Source organism: Pseudomonas sp. CCOS 191 (genome assembly GCF_001007005.1).
GTDB classification, from domain to species: Bacteria; Pseudomonadota; Gammaproteobacteria; order Pseudomonadales; family Pseudomonadaceae; genus Aquipseudomonas; species Aquipseudomonas soli.
This window is the reverse complement of the sequence record NZ_LN847264.1, coordinates 4,022,219-4,043,486: the sequence shown is the minus strand read 5'-3', so window position 1 is coordinate 4,043,486 and position 21,268 is coordinate 4,022,219. Positions and strand designations below refer to the sequence as shown.

The 21,268-nt window shown below is 61.4% G+C and carries 24 protein-coding genes; 12 read left to right on the top strand and 12 right to left on the bottom strand.

The genetic code is table 11. The features are described from left to right. Positions 1-15 precede the first annotated feature (15 nt). Positions 16-1,200, top strand: coding sequence for a two-component system response regulator RssB (gene rssB / locus CCOS191_RS17925; RefSeq protein ID WP_046856383.1), 1,185 nt, complete (start codon positions 16-18; stop codon positions 1,198-1,200). Beyond that, positions 1,197-1,679 (top strand): anti-sigma factor antagonist RssC, encoded by a 483-nt coding sequence (gene rssC / locus CCOS191_RS17920; protein ID WP_023631332.1) that lies wholly within the window; start codon positions 1,197-1,199, stop codon positions 1,677-1,679. Before rssB ends, rssC begins: the two co-directional genes overlap by 4 nt. Before the next feature lie 103 nt (positions 1,680-1,782). Here the strand turns inward: rssC and CCOS191_RS17915 are convergent, their stop codons facing one another. The 3 genes from CCOS191_RS17915 to dusA all read right to left on the bottom strand — a co-directional run bounded on the left by CCOS191_RS17915 (position 1,783) and on the right by dusA (position 5,895). Then, complete coding sequence (locus CCOS191_RS17915; RefSeq protein WP_046856382.1) at positions 1,783-3,636, bottom strand: alkaline phosphatase D family protein; 1,854 nt, start codon at positions 3,634-3,636, stop codon at positions 1,783-1,785. A 144-nt stretch (positions 3,637-3,780) separates the two neighbouring features. Then, positions 3,781-4,701, bottom strand: a complete 921-nt coding sequence (gene tal / locus CCOS191_RS17910) for a transaldolase (RefSeq protein WP_046856381.1) — start codon at positions 4,699-4,701, stop codon at positions 3,781-3,783. Positions 4,702-4,914: 213 nt separating this feature from the next. Next, a complete protein-coding gene (gene dusA / locus CCOS191_RS17905) occupies positions 4,915-5,895 on the bottom strand; it encodes a tRNA dihydrouridine(20/20a) synthase DusA (RefSeq protein ID WP_269451422.1) in 981 nt (326 codons plus the stop codon). A 131-nt stretch (positions 5,896-6,026) separates the two neighbouring features. Between dusA and CCOS191_RS17900 the strand changes: the two genes are divergently transcribed. Both CCOS191_RS17900 and CCOS191_RS28050 read left to right on the top strand, forming a co-directional pair. Beyond that, entirely contained in the window at positions 6,027-7,148 is a 1,122-nt protein-coding gene (locus CCOS191_RS17900; RefSeq protein ID WP_046856379.1) for a site-specific integrase, read from the top strand. Continuing rightward, a complete protein-coding gene (locus CCOS191_RS28050; RefSeq protein WP_156177657.1) occupies positions 7,145-8,122 on the top strand; it encodes a DUF6602 domain-containing protein in 978 nt (325 codons plus the stop codon). Before CCOS191_RS17900 ends, CCOS191_RS28050 begins: the two co-directional genes overlap by 4 nt. A gap of 33 nt (positions 8,123-8,155) precedes the next feature. Here CCOS191_RS28050 and CCOS191_RS17895 read toward each other — a convergent pair whose 3' ends face one another. The 9 genes from CCOS191_RS17895 to CCOS191_RS17855 all read right to left on the bottom strand — a co-directional run bounded on the left by CCOS191_RS17895 (position 8,156) and on the right by CCOS191_RS17855 (position 13,048). Then, entirely contained in the window at positions 8,156-8,416 is a 261-nt protein-coding gene (locus CCOS191_RS17895; RefSeq protein WP_046856378.1) for a pyocin activator PrtN family protein, read from the bottom strand. 186 nt (positions 8,417-8,602) lie between these two features. After that, positions 8,603-9,118, bottom strand: a complete 516-nt coding sequence (locus CCOS191_RS17890) for a hypothetical protein (RefSeq protein ID WP_046856377.1) — start codon at positions 9,116-9,118, stop codon at positions 8,603-8,605. Beyond that, positions 9,115-9,300 (bottom strand): hypothetical protein, encoded by a 186-nt coding sequence (locus CCOS191_RS17885; protein WP_046856376.1) that lies wholly within the window; start codon positions 9,298-9,300, stop codon positions 9,115-9,117. Before CCOS191_RS17885 ends, CCOS191_RS17890 begins: the two co-directional genes overlap by 4 nt. A 189-nt stretch (positions 9,301-9,489) precedes the next feature. Continuing rightward, complete coding sequence (locus tag CCOS191_RS17880; RefSeq protein WP_231867448.1) at positions 9,490-10,533, bottom strand: DHHA1 domain-containing protein; 1,044 nt, start codon at positions 10,531-10,533, stop codon at positions 9,490-9,492. Next, positions 10,530-10,775, bottom strand: a complete 246-nt coding sequence (locus tag CCOS191_RS17875) for an AAA family ATPase (RefSeq protein ID WP_046856375.1) — start codon at positions 10,773-10,775, stop codon at positions 10,530-10,532. The genes CCOS191_RS17880 and CCOS191_RS17875 overlap by 4 nt, the downstream gene beginning before the upstream one ends. Next, positions 10,772-11,263, bottom strand: a complete 492-nt coding sequence (locus CCOS191_RS17870; RefSeq protein ID WP_046856374.1) for a hypothetical protein — start codon at positions 11,261-11,263, stop codon at positions 10,772-10,774. The genes CCOS191_RS17875 and CCOS191_RS17870 overlap by 4 nt, the downstream gene beginning before the upstream one ends. 85 nt (positions 11,264-11,348) lie before the next feature. Then, positions 11,349-11,594 (bottom strand): pyocin activator PrtN family protein, encoded by a 246-nt coding sequence (locus CCOS191_RS17865; RefSeq protein ID WP_046856373.1) that lies wholly within the window; start codon positions 11,592-11,594, stop codon positions 11,349-11,351. Next, positions 11,591-12,100 (bottom strand): hypothetical protein, encoded by a 510-nt coding sequence (locus CCOS191_RS17860; protein ID WP_046856372.1) that lies wholly within the window; start codon positions 12,098-12,100, stop codon positions 11,591-11,593. The genes CCOS191_RS17865 and CCOS191_RS17860 overlap by 4 nt, the downstream gene beginning before the upstream one ends. Before the next feature lie 297 nt (positions 12,101-12,397). Continuing rightward, a complete protein-coding gene (locus CCOS191_RS17855; protein WP_046856371.1) occupies positions 12,398-13,048 on the bottom strand; it encodes a S24 family peptidase in 651 nt (216 codons plus the stop codon). A 98-nt stretch (positions 13,049-13,146) separates the two neighbouring features. Here CCOS191_RS17855 and CCOS191_RS17850 point away from each other — a divergent pair, with 98 nt between their 5' ends. The 8 genes from CCOS191_RS17850 to CCOS191_RS17815 all read left to right on the top strand — a co-directional run bounded on the left by CCOS191_RS17850 (position 13,147) and on the right by CCOS191_RS17815 (position 21,268). After that, entirely contained in the window at positions 13,147-13,383 is a 237-nt protein-coding gene (locus CCOS191_RS17850; RefSeq protein WP_046856370.1) for a transcriptional regulator, read from the top strand. Between the two features lie 216 nt (positions 13,384-13,599). Beyond that, positions 13,600-14,088, top strand: coding sequence for a phage regulatory CII family protein (locus CCOS191_RS17845; protein WP_046856369.1), 489 nt, complete (start codon positions 13,600-13,602; stop codon positions 14,086-14,088). Beyond that, the gene (locus CCOS191_RS17840) at positions 14,081-14,284 is read left to right on the top strand and encodes a TraR/DksA C4-type zinc finger protein (RefSeq protein WP_046856368.1); all 204 of its coding nucleotides are present in this window, start codon (positions 14,081-14,083) and stop codon (positions 14,282-14,284) included. Before CCOS191_RS17845 ends, CCOS191_RS17840 begins: the two co-directional genes overlap by 8 nt. Continuing rightward, positions 14,281-17,058, top strand: a complete 2,778-nt coding sequence (locus CCOS191_RS17835) for a bifunctional DNA primase/polymerase (RefSeq protein WP_046856367.1) — start codon at positions 14,281-14,283, stop codon at positions 17,056-17,058. The genes CCOS191_RS17840 and CCOS191_RS17835 overlap by 4 nt, the downstream gene beginning before the upstream one ends. A 325-nt stretch (positions 17,059-17,383) precedes the next feature. After that, positions 17,384-17,932 (top strand): hypothetical protein, encoded by a 549-nt coding sequence (locus tag CCOS191_RS17830; protein ID WP_082120454.1) that lies wholly within the window; start codon positions 17,384-17,386, stop codon positions 17,930-17,932. Between the two features lie 208 nt (positions 17,933-18,140). Next, positions 18,141-18,488 (top strand): phage holin family protein, encoded by a 348-nt coding sequence (locus CCOS191_RS17825; protein WP_046856366.1) that lies wholly within the window; start codon positions 18,141-18,143, stop codon positions 18,486-18,488. Positions 18,489-18,648: 160 nt separating this feature from the next. Beyond that, on the top strand, positions 18,649-19,230 hold the full coding sequence (locus tag CCOS191_RS17820; RefSeq protein WP_046856365.1) for a hypothetical protein: 582 nt from the start codon (positions 18,649-18,651) through the stop codon (positions 19,228-19,230). A 4-nt stretch (positions 19,231-19,234) separates the two neighbouring features. Further along, positions 19,235-21,268, top strand: a complete 2,034-nt coding sequence (locus CCOS191_RS17815; RefSeq protein WP_046856364.1) for a phage terminase large subunit family protein — start codon at positions 19,235-19,237, stop codon at positions 21,266-21,268.

The following is a 21,268-nucleotide window of genomic DNA, read 5'->3' as shown; positions in this document are numbered from 1 at the left end:
GCGCCGTTCGCCCACATGCAGAAACCCAGTGCAACGCTGCTGATCATCGATGACGACGAGGTGGTCCGTGCCAGCCTCGCCGCCTATCTGGAAGACAGCGGCTTCAGCGTCCTCCAGGCCGGCAATGGCCAGCAGAGCCTCCAGGTCTTCGAAGCACACCAGCCCGACCTCGTGATCTGCGATCTGCGCATGCCGCAGATGGGCGGCCTCGAACTGATTCGCCGGATCAGCGAGCGCGCGCCGCAGTTGCCGGTGATCGTGGTGTCCGGTGCCGGCGTGATGAGCGACGCGGTCGAAGCCTTGCGCCTGGGCGCGGCGGATTACCTGATCAAGCCCCTGGAAGACCTGGCCGTGCTCGAGCACTCGGTGCGCCGCGCGCTCGACCGCTCGCGCCTGGTGCTGGAGAACCAGCGCTACCGTGAGAAGCTCGAAGCCGCCAACCGCGAACTGGAGGCCAGCCTGCACCTGTTGCAGGAGGACCAGACCGCCGGGCGCCAGGTGCAGATGAACATGCTGCCGGAAAACCCCTGGGTGGCCGGCGATTTCGCGTTCGAGCACCAGATCATCCCGTCGCTGTACCTGTCGGGGGATTTCGCCGACTACTTCCGCGTGGACGACCGGCGCATTGCCTTCTACCTGGCGGACGTGTCCGGGCACGGCGCCTCGTCGGCGTTCGTCACGGTGCTGCTCAAGTTCATGACCACGCGCCTGCTGTTCGAATTCAAGCGTGGCGGCAAGATGCGCGAGTTCAAGCCTTCGCAGGTGCTCAGCCACATCAACCGTGGCCTGATCAACTGCAAGCTGGGCAAGCATGTGACCATGGTCGGTGGGGTCATCGACGAGGACACCGGCCTGCTCACCTACAGCGTCGGCGGCCACTTGCCGCTGCCGGTGCTGTATACCCCAGGGCAGGCCCGCTACCTCGAAGGCCGCGGCCTGCCGGTGGGCTTGTTCGACGAGGCCAGCTACCAGGACCTGGTGCTGGAGCTGCCAGAGCAGTTCAGCCTCACCCTGATGTCCGATGGCATTCTGGACCTTTTGCCCGGGGACACACTCAAAGATAAGGAAGCTGCCTTGCCGGAAATCGTCAAGGCGGCGGGTGGCAGCCTGGAGGGGCTGCGCCAACGATTCGAATTGGCTACGCTTGGGGAGATGCCGGATGATATCGCCCTATTGGTGTTGAGCAGGAACCTTGAATGAGTACTGGTAGAATCCAGTTCGCCGAGCAAAGCGGGACCTTCGTTCTGAAATTTGTCGGTGAAGTGCGCCTGACCCTGTGTTCGGCACTGGATGCGACGATCGAGAAGATCTTCACCGCGCTGAACTTCTCGGCCATCGTCATCGACCTGACCGAAACCGAAAGCATCGACAGCACCACCCTGGGCCTGCTGGCCAAGCTGTCGATCCTGTCCCGGCAAAAGGTCGGCCTGCTGCCGACCGTGGTCACCACCAACCCGGACATTTCCCGGCTGCTGCAGTCCATGGGCTTCGACCAGGTGTTCAACATCGTCGACCGCCCGGTGCCGTGCCCGGAGTGCCTGACCGACCTGCCGTCCCAGGACCAGGACGAAAGCGTGGTGCGCTCCAAGGTGCTGGAGGCGCACAAGATCCTCATGGGCTTGAATGACTCCAACCGCGAGGCGTTCCATGACCTGGTGAGCGCGCTGGAAAGATCCTGACCTATCGCGGGGCAAGTCGCATCGGCGCACCGCCGCTCCCGCTCAGCCCACCCACAAGCAGTGCGAGGGGGCTGAGTGCGAGCGGGCTTGCCCCGCGATGGCTTCAGTCCTTGATGAACGCCGTGGCTGGCGAGCCATCGGCATTCAACTGATACACCCGCGCCGGCCGCCCCTGGTCATCGAAGAACACCTGCCCCAGCCCCGCGCTGTTCCACAGCCGCTCGCCGGCCTTGCTCCGGCTGGGCGTGCGCGGCACTACTTCCATCTGCCGACGCTTGGTAAACCAGTTGAGTGGCGAGCGTGGCGAATACAGCCAGCGGTTGAGCCGGTCGAGCACATCCAGCAGGCGCCGGGGGAACTCGTTCTTGATCCCGCTGCTGGTCACCTGCCACAAGTGCGGGCTGCGCTGGCGATGGCGGATCAGTACTTCGTAGACGAATGAGTAGTGCACATCGCCCGACAGCACCACGTAATGCCCCGGCGTGCGCGAGTGGCGGAAGATATTGAGCACCACCTGCGCCGCGCCGCGGTGCGCCATCCAGTTCTCGGCATCGACCAGCAACGGGTAGCCCAGTGCGCTGAACACCCGTTGCACGGTCTCGATCAGCTTGACCCCGAAGATCGGCGCCGGCGACACGATGATCGCCGAGGGGTGATCGAGCAGCGCCTGCTGCAGTTCACTCAGCGCCTCCCAGTCGAGCAGGCCTGAAGGCTTGGCCAGGTTGCTTTCGCTGCGCCAACGCCGGGTGCGGGTGTCCAGCACCAGCAGCGGCGGGTTGCTCGGCAGCGCGTATTGCCAGCCCTGGAAGCGCAGCAGTTCGCCGATCAGTTCATCCCGCGCCTCGTGCAACTGGCGGCACTGTTGGACCAGCGCCGCGCAGCCGTCCGGGTCGTTGCCCCAGCCCTGGCACAGCAGGTAGCCGAGCAGCGCGTTGCCGATTATCCGCCGCGAGAACGGGTGGCCGTAGGCGGTCTGTTCCCACTGCGCCGACAGGTTCCAGTCGTCGGTGATGTCGTGGTCGTCGAAGATCATCAGGCAGGGCAGGTGGGCCATGACCCGCGCCACCTGGCCGAGGCCGTTGCGGAAGGCCTCGATCAGCGGCAGCTCGTGGCGGTAGCGCGCCTGGCGCTTGTCGGTGAGGCCGGATGGCATCTGCATGCCCACCAGCGACCACGGCAGCGGCGACCAGACCAGCAGGTACATGGCCATGACTTCGGCGAAGGTCACCAGGTGGTTGTCGGCATTGCTGGAGGAGAAGATCGGCTTGCGCTTGCCGCCGAAGAAGCGTTCACGCAGGGTCTCGTTGCCTTCCTGGGCCGGCAACAGGTCGGCGCGGTGGTAATAGCAGGCCGGGTGCTGGTAGAGCGCGGCGCCGCTGTCGACCAAGGCGCCGTCCAGCGCCTCGTCGAACAGGCCCAGGCGCTCGATCAACCCGTGGATGGCGCGCAGCATGGGGCCGGCGACATCGTCGGCATAGACCTGGTCGCCGCTCATCAGCAACACGGCAGGGCGCTCCTCGGGGCGCGGGCCGGCGGCCAGCAGGCGGTCGGCGCACAGCAGGCCGTCGGCAGCCGGATGATGGGGCTTGCGGCACGAGCCGTGGAGCACCTGGTCGAGGCGCTCGCGCAGCACGAAGCTGGGGCGGCTGGCGCCGGGATAGAGCAGGTGCGGGGCCCAGTCGGCGATGCCCTGGCCGTTGGCCAGGCGCAGGTCGTATTCGAGCGCCACGTCGCTGGGTAGCGGCTGATCGAAGTGGATATCCAGCAGGTGGATGAAGGCGTGCGTACCGACCGCGATCACCTCGCAATGCGCAGTGGCACTGATGCCGGCCTGTTCAAGGACAAATTCGGCTTGCAGCGGTTGCGAGCCGACCAGCCATATCGCCAGGCGTTGCGGCTCCAGGCGGCGCAGTACCGGGCCGGCAAGGACGAGGGGGAGGGTGGTGCTGGGGATCATCTATGGCTCGGCTTTGTCTGGTATGACGCTATCGCGGGCCAAGCCCGCCCCCACAGGTTATGGGGAATGCGGCCGCAGCGAAAACGGGCGGAAATGCTCTGCATTAACCGCCCGTCGATCAAGCCGAAGATGTATCAGGCTTTGTCAGCCAGCCATCAGCGCTTCCAGCTTCTCCTGGTCGCGGGCGAACTGGCGGATGCCTTCGGCCAGCTTCTCGGTGGCCATGGCGTCCTCGTTCATTGCCCAGCGGAACTGGCTCTCGTTCAACTGCTGCCTGGCCTCGCCGGCATTGCCCGGCTTGAGGATGCGCGGCAGATCGCCTTGGTCGTCCGACAGCTGCTGCAGCAGCTCGGGGCTGATGGTCAGGCGATCGCAGCCGGCCAGCTGTTCGATCTGGCCGATATTACGGAAGCTCGCGCCCATGACCACGGTGTTGTAGCCATTGGTCTTGTAGTAGTCGTAGATGCGCGTGACCGATACCACGCCCGGATCCTCGGCGCCCACGTATTCCTTGCCGGTGCTCTTCTTGTACCAGTCGTAGATGCGCCCCACGAACGGCGAGATCAGGAACACCCCGGCATCGGCGCAGGCCTGGGCCTGGGCGAAGGAGAACAGCAGGGTGAGGTTGGTCTGGATGCCTTCCTTCTCCAGCTTCTCGGCGGCGCGGATGCCTTCCCAGGTGGAGGCCAGCTTGATCAGCACGCGGTCTTTGGGCACACCGGCCGCTTCATACAGCTCGATCAACTGACGGGCCTTTTTCAGCAGCGCCGGCTCGTCGAACGACAGCCGCGCGTCCACCTCGGTGGAGATGCGCCCCGGAATGACCTTGAGAATGCCCGAGCCCACCGACACGGCGAACTTGTCGCAGGCCAGGTCGACATTGCCCTTGGCGTCGGCCTTGACCTGCTTGAGCAGGTCGGCGTAGCCCGGGATGGCTGCGGCCTTGAGCAGCAGCGACGGGTTGGTGGTGGCGTCGACCGGCTTGAGGCGGGTGATGGCGTCCAGGTCGCCGGTGTCGGCGACCACGGTGGTGAACTGCTTGAGTTGTTCCAGCTTGGAGGTCATGGGCGTGCTCTGTCCTGTGCAATGACTCGACATTACCCGAGCCCCGACAGCCACTCAAGGCCCGTCGCAGGCGTATCGGGAAAGCCTTCGCAGGCAACGCGATCCTTCAGTCGGCGCGCGCTTGCCCGCATCAGGCTGCATAGCAGCCCCGGCTCACACCGGGCCTGCGGTAAAAGGCATTGCCTTCGAGTGCCAACCCCGCCGCAGGTTCCCTCAGCGCCCCTGCAGCAGCTCGGCGGCCTGGTCCAGCACTTTCAGCGGCTCGCTGGCCTTGTGAATGTCCGCCGACAGCAGCTGGCGGAAGCGCCGCGCCCCCGGGAAACCCTGGCCCAGCCCGAGGATATGCCGGGTGATATGGTGCATCGCGCCGCCGCCTTCCATATGCGCGACGATGTACGGGCGCAGCTTTTCAATGGCCTCGGCCCGGCTGACCACCGGCGCCGCGCTGCCGAACAGCTGCTGGTCGACCTCGGCCAGCAGGTACGGGTTGTGGTACGCCTCGCGCCCCAGCATCACGCCATCGAAGGTCTGCAGGTGGGTGCGGCATTCGTCGAGGGTCTTGATGCCGCCATTGAGCACCAGCTCCAGGTCCGGGAAGTCGGCCTTCAGTTGCGCCGCCACGTCGTAGCGCAGTGGCGGGATCTCTCGGTTTTCCTTGGGCGACAGGCCTTCGAGGATGGCGATGCGCGCGTGCACGGTGAAGCTGCGGCACCCGGCGTCGCGCACCTGGCCGACGAAGTCGCACAGCTCGGCGTAGCTGTCGCGGCCATTGATGCCGATGCGGTGCTTGACCGTGACCGGAATGCTGACCGCGTCCTGCATGGCCTTGACGCAATCGGCCACCAGCGCCGGGTGGCCCATCAGGCAGGCGCCGATCATGTTGTTCTGCACCCGGTCGCTGGGGCAGCCGACGTTGAGGTTGACCTCGTCGTAGCCGGCATCCTCGGCCAGGCGCGCGCAGGCGGCCAGGTCCGCCGGCACGCTGCCGCCCAGTTGCAGGGCCAGCGGGTGCTCGGAGTCGTCATGGCGCAGGAAACGCTGGGCGTCGTTGTGCAGCAGGGCGCCGGTGGTGACCATTTCGGTGTAGAGCAGGGCGTGCCGGGAGAGCAGGCGCAGGAAGAAGCGGCAGTGGCGGTCTGTCCAATCCATCATGGGCGCAACGGAGAAGCGACGGGACGGTTCAGGGCGCGTGATATCTGGCTTGGCGACTGATTTTACGGTGTTTTCGTTCAACGTATTTCGTACCGATTTTCGGGGGTTTTGGGGCGTTTTTACCAAGCGCTTGGTACAATGTACCAATCGAATCAGGACGTGTACCAATTCTCATGGCAACGATCAGACCCCGTAAGAAGGCAGACGGCACCATCAGCTACACAGCTCAGATCCGCATCAACCGCGACAAGGTGACAGTCTACCAAGAGAGCCAGACGTTCGCCCGCAAACAGGCGGCAGTAGCCTGGGCGAAGCGACGGGAGACGGAGCTGGCTGAACCTGGTGCAATCGAGCGGGCGAGCCGGGTAGGGCATACGGTTAAGCAGATGATCGACCGCTACCTGGTCGAGGCCGAGAAAGCCCGGCCGCTGGGTGAGACGAAGCGGCGCACGCTGAATGCCATCAAGAACAGCTACCTGGGTGAGATCGTGGACTCCGATATCACCCAGCAGGTACTGGTGGACTATGCGCTGTGGCGCATGGGTTTAGAAGGGGGAGAAGTCAAGCCGCAGACGGTGGGCAATGACCTGGCACATCTGGGATCGGTGTTGTCCCTGGCCAGGGCGGCGTGGGGGGCTGAGATCGATCCCCAGGCAATGTCTGATGCCCGCCTGGTGTTGAAGAAGTTCGGCTACAACATGAGAAGCCGTGAGCGAGATCGGCGCCCGACGTTGGATGAGATCGATAAAGTGCTGGAGCACTTCTTCAAGATGCTGGAGCGCCGGCCCAGCGTGATCCACATGCCGAAGGTGGTGGCGTTCGCGATTTATTCAACCCGGCGGATGGATGAGATCACCCGCATCCTGTGGGAGGATCTGGATGAGCACCGGCAGGCAGTGAAAGTCCGGGATATGAAGAACCCTGGTCAGAAGATCGGCAACGACGTGTGGTGTTATTTGCCAGATGAGGCTTGGATTATCGTGCAGAGTATGCCGCGAGAGTGCGCAGAAATATTTCCGTACAACACGGATTCAATCGGCACTGCCTGGTCCAAAGCATGCAAGATGACTGGCATTGAGGATCTGCACTTCCATGACTTGCGCCACGAGGGAGTGAGTCGGCTGTTTGAGATGGACTGGGACATTCCGAGGGTGTCTAGTGTTTCCGGTCATCGCGACTGGAATTCATTGCGACGATATACTCACTTACGTGGTCGCGGAGATCGATATGAGGGGTGGGAGTGGCTACACAGAATAGTCAAAAGTCAGGTCGTCTTGGGGGCGCGGGTGAGATGAGTATGAATGCAAAAATGCTCAGACGAAGTGACCTAACGGGTTTTGCTGCCCTTTTAGGGGAAAGCTTTTCTTCTCGTATTGATCTGCTTGCTCAAATAATTAAGGGTGCACACTACCCAAGCTTGGGAAGCTATAAAGAGCGAATTCTCTCAGAGACTATCCGGAACTATTTGCCTAGATCGCTTGAGGTGGGGACAGGTTTCGTCCTGTTTCCGCACGAAGATGATCAGCCTCATGAATATTTTGATCCTTTGAATCAAAGTGCTTTCGCGATATCTAGACAGTGTGACATTCTGATTTTCGATGCGAATATGTATCCCCCCGTATTTAGGGATAAAGATTTTGTTGTTTTAAGGCCGGAGTCTGTCAGAGCTGTAATTGAGGTCAAAGGAAGCCTGACTATTCCGGAGGTTAATGGTGTTGTAGATGGATTTATAGATTTCGCTAGAAAGTGGAAGGAAACTCAGAAGTTTTATAAGTCCCATCATGTGCCCGGAAAAGTAGAATCTCCTACTCTTCTTGCGATGGGGTGGAGTATTTATGAGCGTGATGGGCGGGCGGTAACTAATCCTGCGAAAATTCGCGCAGCAATTGCCAAACGTTACAGTGAGGCAGTTACGGTAGAAGAGTTGGATCACTTCCCCTTGCTTAATAGCATGATGATTTATAATGAGTCACTGATAAAGCTTTGCTATTTCCCAACTGGAGTTGGTGGCGATCAAGACTTCACTCGAACGGGCCTGGGTTGGTATAGCCAGGATGGTCGTTTTGCCAGGGTTGCAAGTACGGGGGAGCTATATAGAGATAAGGATCGTACTGTGGCTTGGCTGCTTGCTGAGCTTCACTTGACTTTAGGGCTAGATAATTTTAATCGATTTTTTTCGTACCTTGACGAAGCGAAGTCTGGCGAGCGCTTGCCGTATAAATATGATGGATATAATTTGGGTTGGGATGATGTTGGCGTGATCAAGTGAGGTGTGCCCGGCAAATCATGCGCCGGGCACTAGTTAGCGGGTTAGCTGTTGCAATTCGCGGTTGGCAATGCGCCGCTGTTCGTCCAAGTAGTCAGCTAGATCGCCCAAGTGTATTCCTTTTGCACTTTTCTGACTGTTTTCGATGCGAGTGATGGGGAGTTTGATTTTTCCAGCAAGTACCTTTCGTTGGAGCATCTCAGGTGTTAGGTGCCTGAAATAGTCTTTACATACTATCTCCAGTGGGATAATTGCTTGGCTGTTATATTGCGCCATCAGCACGAAAGCTGTGTTCATGCTCGCCCCCTTAGTGCTCGTTTTGCAGCTACGTTGGCCATGTACGCTGACCACTTTTCGCTCTCACGCTGTTGGCGAATCTGACTGCAGTTGACGTGGCGCCGGGTTGACCTGCTATTGCCGCAGACATCACAGATGGCAGGTAGGTCGAGGCTGTGGGTGGTTAGACGAGGCCGAGTGAGCATTTCAGTCATGATCCACGTCGAAGGCTTGGTGGTAGTTCAGTGCGGCGCTGAGGTGATTGTCGAACTCCTCGATGGCCAGCGGCTCCCATTGATTGCAGTGTCGGAGGTCGTGGTACCACTTGATCCCGTGGTAAGTCACCCGTAACCGCGTGGTGCCAATGCTTATCTCCGCATCAATCCCGCCGGCAGCGCTGTGCTCCATGGCTTTGCGAATGCTCGATGCCACGAAGCTTGGGAGGGTGGGGGGAAAGAGAATGAAGTCGGGCTTGCAGCCCTCCGCTGTGTCGAGGCTGTGGCAAGACGTTGCCCTGGCGGAGGTCATGCCGAAGGGCTGGATGGTGCTGTCGGGCTTACAGCCCTCGGCGTTTATCAGGCGTTGGCGCTCAATCTCGGCGATCAGCTCCAGGGTTACCGCTGGCGGCATCGCCATGCCGTAGTCGTTCGCGGCGACGTGATCATACGGGGCGCGTTTTGCTACGGTGGCGAGGGCCTTCAGTTCTGAGAGGTCTACATTCATGCCTGGCGCTCCTGTAGGGTGGTGAAGCCTGCCGCCTGGCGGATCTTGCTGCAGCGTTCATGGTTGCCACGTGTGCGTGGGATGGCGCAGACGTCGCAGAACACGCCCATGGCGGGACGCATGAAGGTCTGCACGCCCTTTGCGTCGCGAGTGTTCGGGGTGTAGGCCTGTGTTGTGATCACAGCGAATACCTCTCATGGGCGCGGCGGGCGTTCGGGCTCAGGGCTAAGTGCTCGTAGCCGGTGATTTTGTTTACAGTCGGTGACGTGCCTTTCTGTGCGTTAACAGGGGCTGGCTGGTGCAATTGGATCAGCGCAGAGATCAGGGCGCAGGCCAAGATCAGGCTGACCAGCTGCCAGGTGCGGGTTGGATTAGGCATGGATGTGGCCCTCGCGAACGTGGCTACGAGCAAGTTCGAATAGCTCGTCGGCGGAAACTGGTTCGAGGTGCTGTTCGCCGTTCTGCAAGGCTTCCAGGCGAGTGCGATACAGCCCGGCCTGGCCGAGCCAAGCGACTGCGCTGTTAACTACGTCCAGCGCTAGGGCATCATTGGCTTTGCCGCCTTGTACCAGTTCATGGTCTAACGGCACCTTGAAGCCCGCCGCATTGCGGTGTCCGCCACCGCCGTACTGCTTGGCGATCTCGCTTACATCCATTCCCTCATCGCTGCTGCGGAGGGAGAAGTAGCGGTGGTCGGTTCTGTCCTGGTAGCAGGCAGCAAACTTCTCGCCTTGTGCCATCAGGTGACCGGCGTCACTGGCATGGATATGGGGCAGGTTCGCCACTGGCACATCATGACCGGCGATGATCATCCGGCGCTTACTGCTGGCCACCAGGTCGGCTACGTCCTTGTGGTGCTTTCGGTTAATGGCCGTCCCAGCAGCGATGGCAGCATTCATTGGCTGCTGCATCAGCTTGTCCCAGGCCTCGAAGTCCTGTGGGTAGCTGAACAGGTTGGCCAGGATCTCGCTGGTGCCTGCCAGCTTGAAGCGCCAGAGGTCACGGTCCTCGATGTGGTTAATTAGGGCCGGGCGCTGGTTGTAGGGGAAGAAAAAGTCCCAGGTGAGGCCGGCGCCGCTGCGGTTCATGTCTAACAAGGCGCTGAGCTTAGGCAGGGTTTCTGTCCAGGCATGATAGTGGATTGGGGCGGTCTCCACGTCGGCCAGGGCCTCGGCAGCGGTTTTGTGGTGGTCGAGGATCAGTACGGCTTGGGCGTGCTGGGCCATCACCTGAAGCGTTTCCAGAGGGAAGGAGAAATCGACGATGATCACGGCGCGGCCAGTTACTTCAGGTGGGGCCATGCCGTGGTGAGCAGCGAGGAACTCGACATCCTCTGCGCCCAAGCAGTGACGCACAGCCCAGGCAGCGCCGAATCCGTCGGCGCAGTTACCGTGATAGATGCATAGGGTCTTCATGCTGCGTCACCTCCGTGCTGGACGATCTGCATGGCCTGGTCGAAAGTCATCGTCCGCCCTTTGAAGTGCCAATTAGTCTCGCGTGCGGTGGTTAGTACCAGGGTGTCCAGAAGTGCAACTGCTGCTCCGGGCTCCCAGTTGTCGTGGATGTTGCTGAGGCCCAGGGCCTTGGCGATCGCGGGGGCTTGAGTGGTCTTACCGCACCCTTGGGGGCCAATCACGAGTACGCTTTTGGTGCTCATGCTGCGGCCTCCGTGGTGGCTGCCGGTGTTGCACGCAGGTGGGAATGAACTCGCTTGGCGAGGTTGTCTATGGCGGTGGCTTGTTCGGCAGCGCGGGCGGCTTGCGGGGCCGCCATCAAGGCGCTCATCGTGCGTTGGGCCAGGCGTAGCATCTCAGCCGTGCCGAGTAGCTTGTCGTAGTCTGCTCTGGTCACCGGCATGCCTGTGTAGGACATGATCCGTTCTTCAAGCTCCGTGATGGTTCGCTTGAGGGACGCTACAGCCAGATGGTGCCTACGCTGGTCTGCCTCGGTCTGGACGCGCGCTTCGTCCAGTTCCTCTCGGAGCGTCTTGAGCTGCAGCTTTAGGTCAGCTCTATGATGTTCCTTGCCGATCTCCACGCCACGACTGAAGGCGCGGCTGCGGGCCTTCGAGAACAGGTATGACGCGACGATCAAGGTGGCAAGCCAAATGATGCCCATGGCGAGGACTTGTTGATGCGGTTGCATGTGCTGTGCTCCGAGAAGGCCCGCCACCGGTAAATGTCAGAGTCGGTGGCGGGCTTGTTGCCCCTGGTGGCCGGGGCGGCCTAGTTCAAGCGTTTTGGGTGCTGCGTTCTTGTTGGCGGTCGAGGTAGGCCGCCAAGTTGTGCAGGTAAACCACGATCTGAGCCTTCCCTGAGGGTTCGATCTTGCTCAGTTGAAGATCAATGCGACCCTTGCGGACTAGTGCTTTGAAGTAACGGTCCGAGCCGATATGAGGGAAGTAGCGCTCTCTAACCTCGGTCAATGTCGGGCAGAGCGTCGGCCACTCTCTGTAAAGTTGATCCAGCGTGCTCATGCGCACTCCCCAAGCCCCTCTTGGCCGGGCTGGAGCTTCGCGCGTAGGGCGCCCACAAGGTGTTCTTTGCTGGATCCGATAACTGCAGCGCAGATCTCGCCATGGTCGTTGGTCACGACTGCGCCCAGAGGGAAGTCTCGGTTGACGGTGTTGATGACATAGGCGATTTGGCCGTCCAGCAGCACTTGGTCAATGCTGTCCTGGGCCTCCAAGAGAGCAAGGGCTTCTTCAGGCATGGCGCCGCTGTCAGCCCGGCCGTTGGCCAGGTCCTGCAGGAAGTCCCGCAACGATTGCCACTTGGTCACCAACTTCCGGGGGAGGGTCATCGAGCTGATCAGCTCTCCGATTTCCACCTTGATGTAGTGGATTGCGTCGTCGTTCTCGACAGTGATCCGTGCGTCCAGGGTGGTCTCGGGTCGGCGCAGAGTGCACTTAGTGATGCCCCCGGCTTCAAAGGTGCGCTCCAGGCCCATGACACGAGTCAGGGGAATGCAAAACTCGCTCATGCGGCACCTCCAGACGGAATGGCTTGCGCGGCTCCTTCGGGGGTAACCACAACTCTGAGGCCGGTTTGACGTTGAAACGCGACGACCGTGGCTCGGCGGCTACTGGTGACGGGGTGCAAGTAGATTTTGCAAATCGGTGAGTGCTTTGCGTTGTTCATGCTTCGTACTCATGTGAGAGGGGGTACGGAGCAAAACGTTAGCAATGGCTAACTGAATTGACAATAGCTTCGGCTATTTTTCTTCGAAGTGGGGCCGAAAAAAAACCGCCATGGAGGCGGTTTCTTGAATCGGGAGACTTCAGGCCTTGATCTGGCTTGGAGGGACAATCCCCCCAACGTAGTGGATGGTGGAGATCTCGGAGCGGTGGAGGGTGGTACGTCCGAAAGTGTCATTGACCGACATTAGGCTTACTTCTTCGGCATTTTCATAAAGAAGTTCCTTGATCAAGCTTTCACCTGACGCGAGCTTCACCACTACGTATTCCCCTGGTACCAGCCTGTGGTGCGGTTCGCACCACACCACCCATCCATTACGAATTGCTGGTGCCAAGGCGTCCCCTTTAATCCGAAGCGAGTACACGCTCGCATCTGTTGAGGGGGTCTCTACCCACCCAGTCATCGGGGTGAGCTCGTCCCAGCTGCCGTCCTGTTTCAATTGGGCAATTCCTTGGATATGCGCCCACCGGAACGGTGTACTCAAGCTTGGTCCTGGCTTGATTTCGAGCGATGTGCCTTCCTGGGCTGCGTGCGCGGGCATCAACAGAGTTCCGCCAGGTAGGCCAATTTTGTCCTCCAGGTTTTTTGCCGCTTTATCGCCCAGGGGGCGATGCCCGTTGAGCAACTGCGACAGGTAGGAGGCATCTAGGTTGTAGCGGTCGGCAAACTCTTTAGTTCGGAGGTCGCCAATGAGGGCCCTTAGGGCTTCGACACGGAGTTGGCTGATGTTCATCCGTCTATCTTAGGGGCGGTTAGCGTTTTGTAAATTACGCCCGGCTATTGTCTGTCGCGTTAGCGGCTGCTAGTCTCTCGCCCAAATTGGAGGTGCATATGAGCTTGCACGCATACATCAAGGCGTTGGACAGGGCAGCACTGGATGATCTGGCCAGGCGTTGCCAGACAACTGCAGGGCAACTGAAACAGATCGCCTACGGCAATCGTCGGGCAAATGCCGGGTTGGCTATCAATCTTGAGCGGGAAACGGGGGGGCAGGTCGCGTGCGAAGAGCTTAGGCCGGATATCGATTGGGCCTACTTAAGGCAATCAAACAAAGACACAAGGCAGTAAAGAACGCTGAGCCAGGACTCTGACCTCCCGGCCCAGCTATGACAGTACAAAGCACCGTCACTCTCGTCGTCCGGCACCCTCTCTCACAAGTACAGCCGGACGACTATTACCGCATGCCATGCCCGCACAGCACGCAAGGCACAGCACACAGGTCGTGGTCGTAGGATAGGTCTTACCTAACCCTGTGACTAGGCCGTAAACCGAGGATTTACGGTTATGAGTCGAGTTGATCTATTGCCGGGCGCAGGTCCGGTCCTTACATTGCGGCAGGCGCTCTACCGCGCAGGTCGTGACTATCACGGTGGTATCACCAAGTTGGCCTTCGACATGGGCCTTGAGGTGGACACGCTGCAGAAGAAGCTCCACCACAACGAGGAGCGCCGCTGGCCGACCCCTGATGAGCTGGAAGAAATCGTGCAGTGGACCTCAGACCCGCGGCTGCTCGATGCCCTAGTTCGTCCGGCGGGGGCGGTCTGGTACCGGCCAGAGCCAGTGCCTGCCACCAACGAAGCACTGCAAGCTGTAGCCAAACTCTTGGATGAGTCCAGTCAGTTCGTGGGCAGTCTGCACGACGGTGCAGCCGACAATGTATGGACGCTTGCCGAGGTGGTGGATCTTGAGAAGCGTGGGATGGACGTGATCCGCCAGGTGCTCGCGATCATGGCGGGCGCTCGCCAGGCCATGGAGGACGAAGCTCATGGCTGACGCCGTTGATTTCGCCAACGATCATGCTGAGTACTTCCTGCAGCTGTCGTTGCAGCGCCTTGCGCGCCTTCCTGAAAAGCCGAGCGCACAGTTCTGTGAGGATTGCGACGAGCCGATTCCGTTGGCCCGTCAGCAGTCGGTCGCGGGTTGCGAAACCTGCGTCGACTGCCAGGGGTTGCGGGAGCGCCGGAGATGATCGGGCGCCCAACTCCTACCACAGCTGATTGGGCGCGGCGTTACATTGAAACCTTCAACCTAGCCCTGGTTCCCATCGAGCCAGGCGAGAAGGGGCCGAAGGGTAAAGGTTGGAACCAGCCCGGTCGCTACTTCACTGTCGCCGCTGATGCCGAAGCGTTCTGGATGAAGCGCCCGAGTCACAACCTAGGGGTGGTGCTCGGGCCTAGTCGTGTCTGTTCGCTGGACGTTGATGATGTCGAGCTGACGCGGCAGGTCCTGCAGCAGACGCTTGGACTCGACGTTGACGCCCTTGCAGACGCATACCCGACCTCCGTGGGTAACCCTGAACGTTTCCGTGTGATGTTCCGCGTTCCCGAGGGTGTGGAGTTGAGCCGTCACGCCTTGGTGTGGCCCAACAAGAACGACCCCGATGGCACCATCTACAAGGGGCTCATGGCGCAGGTCCAAGCAGCTGTAGACCAGGAAGATGCCGACCGCGAAGCGGCTTTCCGCATGGCGGCTGAGCCCTTCAAGAAAGTGACCGTCTTCGAGTTGCGGGGTGGCCTGGTGCAGGACGTGCTGCCGCCTTCTATTCACCCAGGTACGGGCAAGCCCTACACATGGCGCACTGCACCAGTCGCCAGCGGCTTGCCGGTGCTTCCGCCCGAACTGCTGGCGATCTGGCAGGGCTGGGACGAGTTCAAGCCCAAAGGGGAGGCCGTTTGCCCATGGAGGCCGAAGCCGGCTATGCCCGCAGCTCGGCCCTTGCCAAGGCCATCTCCAGCTGCTGCTCGATCTGGTGACAAGCTTCCCGAGGTCATCCCGGAATTCAATCGTATCCATGACATCGCCACGATGATCGAGGCGCATGGCTACAAGCGCATCGACGGGAAGTGGCTGAGCCCGCACAGCAGCTCCGGCATGCCTGGGGTGACGATCACCGACGGCAAGCTCTTTTCCCATCACACGTCGGACCCGCTGGCGAACGGACACAAGAATGATGCCTTCGACGTGTTCTGCATTCTGATGCACGACGGCGATCAGAAGGCGGCGACCAGAGCGGCAGCGCAGATCCTTGGTATCGACGCAAAGTCACGCCCACCGGCGCCCCCGCCTCTGGGTGAGCTTCCCCGCACCCCATCTGCCGTCAAGCAGGCCGAGCATGCCGGAGTGGACGCTAACCCTGACGAACCTGCAGCCGCTGACCCAAATCCAATCGAGCCCAGCCCGGCCGCCTCCTCGGCCAACGGGGGGGAGGGGGGAGAGGGCTTGGTCCTGAAGAGTGCCAAGCGCCGCTTCGCCCTGGTCGAAGGGACCACGAACGTGTGGGACATGGACAAGGGGCAGTCGATGAAGCGGTCAGGCTTTGAGGCCCTGGTCGGCAAGCCCCTTGCAAAGCAGTGGATGGAAAGCACTGACAAGAAGCTGGTCTCGTCTGAGCAGGTCAAGGAACTCGAGCAGGCCCGCAAGATGTCGAGCAAGAAGGGCGGTGCGCTGAACCTCGATCCGCTTGATCGCTATGTCTACATCGACGGTACCAAGGAGGCCTGGGACCGGGAGAAGAAGCGGCGCCTGCCCGAGGGCAGCGTCAAGATGGCCATGGGCGACGCTTATCAGCTGTGGCTGAACAGCCCAAGCCGGCGGGTGGTCGATGTCGACCACATCGTGTTCGACCCGACGATGACCAAGGACCCAGCGATCTACATCAACACTTTCGAGGGCCTACCACTGGAGCCTGTGCGAAATGATGCTGCCTGCGAGAACCTGCGGTGGCTGATCTCGTTCCTGTGCAACCACGACGCGGTGGCCTTGGAATGGCTGGTCAAATGGCTGGCCTACCCGCTGCAGCACATGGGCGCCAAGATGGACACGGCGGTGCTGTTCCACTCCACGATGGAAGGCTCGGGCAAGAGTCTGTTGTTCGCCGACATCATGGGCGAGCTGTACGGCCGCTACGGCGCCACGGTCGGGCAGACCCAGCTCGAAGGCAACTTCAACGCCTGGCAGAGCGGCAAGCTGTGGGCGGTGTTCGAAGAGGTTGTGAGCCGCGACCAGCGCTACAACCAAGTGGGAAAAATCAAGCACATGATCACGGGCAAGACGGTGCGCATGGAGTCGAAGTTCATCAACGGCTGGGAGGAGGCCAACCACATGAACTCGGTGTTTCTGAGCAACGAGATCATGCCCTGGCCGATCAGCGAGAGTGACCGGCGAATGTTGGTGATGTGGCCACTGGAGACGTTGCCGCCCGAGCGGCAGAAAGCGATTGCCCGTGAGCTGGCCAACGGTGGCGTGGCGGCGTTGTACGGCTGGCTGCTGGACGTTGAACTGGGCGAGTTCGACCAGCGCACGCGCCCGCCCGAAACCGAGGCTCGCCAGCGCCTGGTGGAGCTGAGCCGCACGGCCTGGCAGACCTTCTTCCACCTTTGGCGGAGCGGTGAACTTGGGTACGGCCTGTGGGGCTGCTGCCTGACTTCGGATGTGTACGCCATGTTCATCGAGTGGTGTGCCCATAACAAAGAGCACGCGATGAGCCAGACCAAGTTCTCGCTAATGCTGAGCGCGAAGGTGGAGAAGACGAAGGCTATCCCCTGGACGGACTTCTCTACGGAGAAGGACATCCGGCGTTTTGCTGCGTTCTTCATGCCCGGCGATGGTGACCCTTCCCTGCCCCCATCCTCTAATGCGGCCGTGCTGGGCAAGAACGTTCAAGAGTGGCGCGAGCGAGCGAGGCTCGCGGGCTGGGCGGTGGAAGCCTGGGACCACATCAAGATCAAGAGGGCTGCAGCATGACTCTATCGGCAGGTGTGTTGGGTGTGTTGGGTTGGTGTCGGGTTGGTTTTGGCAAGCCAACACAGGTTCAGGCCCCGGATTCTGTGATGTGGCGGGCATGTGTGTTGGGTGTGTTGGGTTTGCGCGCACGCGCGCGCAGGCGCGCTTTTTTTAACGATGATTCCGAACGGGCGATTATTTCCTATGCGAGGCTCGATAAACCCAACACACCCAACACACTCAACACGTTGTCATTCAATCCATTGAATTTACTGGTTTTTATCTGTGTTGGGTTTGTGTCGGGTTGGCTGAATGTGTGTTGGGTATCGAATTTGGAGGGGTTGCGATGACGATGGACACGGGATTGCGCCTTCAGCTCCTGGCGCAACTGGCCCAGCACCAGAGCGACATGGCGCCACTGATCGACCCGGTCGAGCGCCTGCGCCTGGTTGGTGACCTGATGCAGCATTGGGGGGATCAACGTGGACAGCTGGGGTTGGATGCGAGCCTGGGCAGCCAGATGGGCACAATCATGGAATGGAAGGGGTCGGCACCGCGCACGGGTGCATCGGGTTCGCGCATTCTGATCTCCGGTGCCGGGCTCGATCACGCAGCCGCCGAGGTCGACGCGGCGGTCGCCGAGCTTGCCCGGCGCAATGACCGCGGTGTGACGCTGGCCAAGCTCGCCGAGCTGCGCTACCTCCATCGCGCCACGATTAGGGAGCAGATGCGTGAAATAGGGCTGGCCGAGCATGCCGACCGGACCTACCGCAACTGGGTGAAAGCGCTGCACCTGCAGGTGCTGGCCATCCTGGCGGCGCGTTCTGGCCGGGTTCGCCAACAGACCGTTCGTCGGGTAAGAATGCAACTTTCTGGCAACATTGAGGCTACATAGCGACCACATTCTGACGAACCGAAAATCACCTCTTTTCGGTTTTTCCGGTGGCATGTAAAAAGGCGCCACGATATCAAAAGTGCGCTTAGGCGCTTCCCCAACAAGCACTGTGCTGTGCAACCCGCTCCGACCTGTCGGCGCATCGAAAACCCTGCCAACTGGCGGGGTTTTCTTTTTCCGGCGCCGTGCTTTGCCAATTGAGGCCTGCATGAACAGCGAGCAACAAGCGTTAGTCGAGATGCCGATCTGGATGGTGATCGTACTGTCCCTGGTCGGCGGGGTGTCGGGTGAAATGTGGCGGGCCGACAAGGCGGGTGCTCGAGGTTGGGGGCTGGTTCGCAGGCTCGCTCTGCGCTCGGGTGCCTGCGTTACCTGCGGGCTCTCTGCCAACATGCTGCTGTACGCCCTCGGCGCATCGGTGTGGATGGCGGCGGCGGTCGGTTGCTTGACCGCGATGGCCGGCGCCGATGTGGCGATCAACCTCTACGAGCGCTGGGCCGCCAAGCGGCTGGGTCTGGCGCAGGTGCCGCCAGCTGGCACCGAGGCGGGGCAGTGACCCGGCCGGAATCCTGGGTGGGGCCGGGGACCCTGGCGATATGGGCGGGGTACGGGACCGGGAACCCGCGATTCTTTGTTAGCGGACGGTTCACCCGCTTAGTGAACTGCGGTGAACTGGTTAACCCCTCGAATTCATTGGGTGAACTGGACTTTTCGAAATGACCCATCTGACGAAATCGGAGTTCGCCGCCCGCAATGGATGGTCGAAATCCTACGTTTCCAAACTGGCCAAGCAAGAACGCCTGGTGCTGACTGCCGACGGCAAGGTCGACGTCGAAGCCACCGAGGTACTGCTGGCCGAATCGGCGGACCCGGCCAAGGCGCCGGTCGCGGCCCGGCATGAAGAAGCCCGGATAGAACGCGACGTGCGTAGCCAGCTCCAGCCAGGCCGCGACACACCTGCGGTGCAGCAGCCGGATCCGGCGCCGGGCAGTGGCCACAACTTCCAGCGGTCGAAAGCTCATCGCGAGTTTTACCTGGCGCAGCTGGCCGAGGCCGAGTTCCACAAGGTCCAGGGCGACTTGGTCGAGCGCAAGGCGGTGGTAGACGCGGCCTACGCCGCAGGCCGGATGCTTCGCGACCAGTTCTTCGGCCTTGCACCCCAGCTCGCTGCCGAGCTGGTGGGGATGGACGATCCATGGGACATCGAGAAGCACCTTGCCACCGCGTTCCGCCGCGTTTTCACCGAGGTCGACAAGATGAGCAGTGCCGATCTCGACCGAGCCATCACACAGAGCTGAGCCTATGCCCACCGGATACGCAGACGGTGCCAAGGTGTACCGCGAAGCGTATTGCCGAGGGCTGACGCCTGACCCCGAGCTGTGGGTAGACGAGTGGGCGGACGAGTACATGCGGATCCCGCGTGATACCGGCGCCGCCGAGCCCGGCAAGTACCGCACCGCGCGTACACCGTATGCCCGCGAACCCATGCGCTGCCTGTCGCCTGCCCACCCCTGCAAACGGGTTGTGACCAAGGTTGCATCGCAGCTGATGAAAACCCAGATCGCCCTGAACTGGATCGGCGCACTGATCCACATGGCGCCTTCCAACATCCTGACCTTGCTGCCCAGCCTGGCCCTGGCCAAGCGGGTGTCCTCGCGGATTGGCAAGACGATCGACGCAACGCCAGAACTCAAGGCGCGCGTGGCGGCTAACCGTTCCAGGGATGCCCGCAACACGATGGACACCAAAGAGTTCGAGGGCGGCACGCTGTACGCCACCACCGCTGGCTCGGCTGCCAACCTGTCGGAGCTGTCCGCCCGCTACGTGTATGGCGATGAGGTCGACCGCTGGGATGTCGATGTCGATCAAGAGGGCGACCCGATCAAGCTGGCCGAGGCGCGGGGTAGTACCTTCGGCCGCAACGCCAAGTTCTATTTCTCCAGTTCGCCGCTCATCAAAGGCGCCTCGAGGATCGACGACCTGTTCCTGATGGGGGATCAGCGGCACTACTACGTGCCTTGCCCAACGTGCGGGACGATGCAGGTCTTGAAGTGGGATCGCCTGTTGTACTCGCCTGACTTCAGCCGCGTGCACTACCAGTGCGAAGGCGCCGACTGCGACGTGCTGATCGAAGAGCATCACAAGGCCGATATGCTGGCGAAGGGCGAGTGGCGTGCCCACGCCCAGGGCGACGGCGAAACGGTGAGCTTCCACCTCAATGCACTGTACGCCCCGCTCGGCTGGCACTCTTGGGCCATGCTGGCCCGCGAGTTCGAGGAGGCCAAGCGCGCCCAGGACCGCGGCGACCTTGAACCCATGCAGGTGTTCTACAACACCCGTCTGGCCGAGGTCTGGGATAGCGCGATCGAGCAGACCAAGGCCGAGGTGCTCCAGGCCCGTGCGCTTCAGGAAGACTACGTGCTGGGCACCTTGCCCGTGGGGGCGCTTGCGCTGACGGCCTCCGTCGACGTCCAGGCCAACCGCCTTGAGCTGATGGTCATGGCTTGGGGCACCGGCATGGAGCGCTGGGTGGTCGATCACCAGGTGATCCCTGGCGACCCGGCCGACGAGCGTACCTGGGCTCTACTGGATGACCGCCTCAAGATCCGCTACCGGCACCCTTGCGGCGTCAGCCTGGGGATCCTGGCTACCGGCATCGACTCCGGCGGCCACCACACGCATGAGGTCTACCAGTTCACCCGCGTGCGCCGCTGGCGCAACGTCTTTGCGCTCAAGGGAGCAAGCAAGCCGGGCCGGCCAGTGATCGCCCAGCGCCCGTCGCAGGTGGACGTCACTTGGAAGGGCCAGACCGAGCGCAACGGCGCCGAGCTGTGGATCGTTGGTACCGACACGGCCAAGGACTGGATCTACAACCGCTACAGCTTCGAGACGGGGCCGGGCGCGTTGCACTTCGCCAAGGACCTGCCGGACGAGTTCTTCCAGCAGTGCGTGGCCGAACGCAAGATCGCCCGCTACGTGAAAGGCTACAAGCGGATCGAGTGGGTCAAGAGCAAGGCCGAGCGCAACGAGGCGCTGGACCTCATGGTGTACAACCTGGCCATGGCCAACTTCCTCGGCCTGCACCGTTACGGCGAACAGGACTGGGACAAGCTGCGGCAGGCGCTTGCGCAGGCCAGCCTGTTCGACCAGGGCGAGCAGCAGCCAGCCCGGCCCCAGGCCAGCGAGCCAGACGGCGACGACCAGAACGAAGAGGTCGAGCAGCCGACATCGGCACCGATTAGGCGCCCCGATCCGTCAACACCGCCGGCTCCGCGAGCCGCGCCTCAACCTATGCAACGCCGCAGCTCCAGCAGCGGCTATCTGAAGAGACGCTGA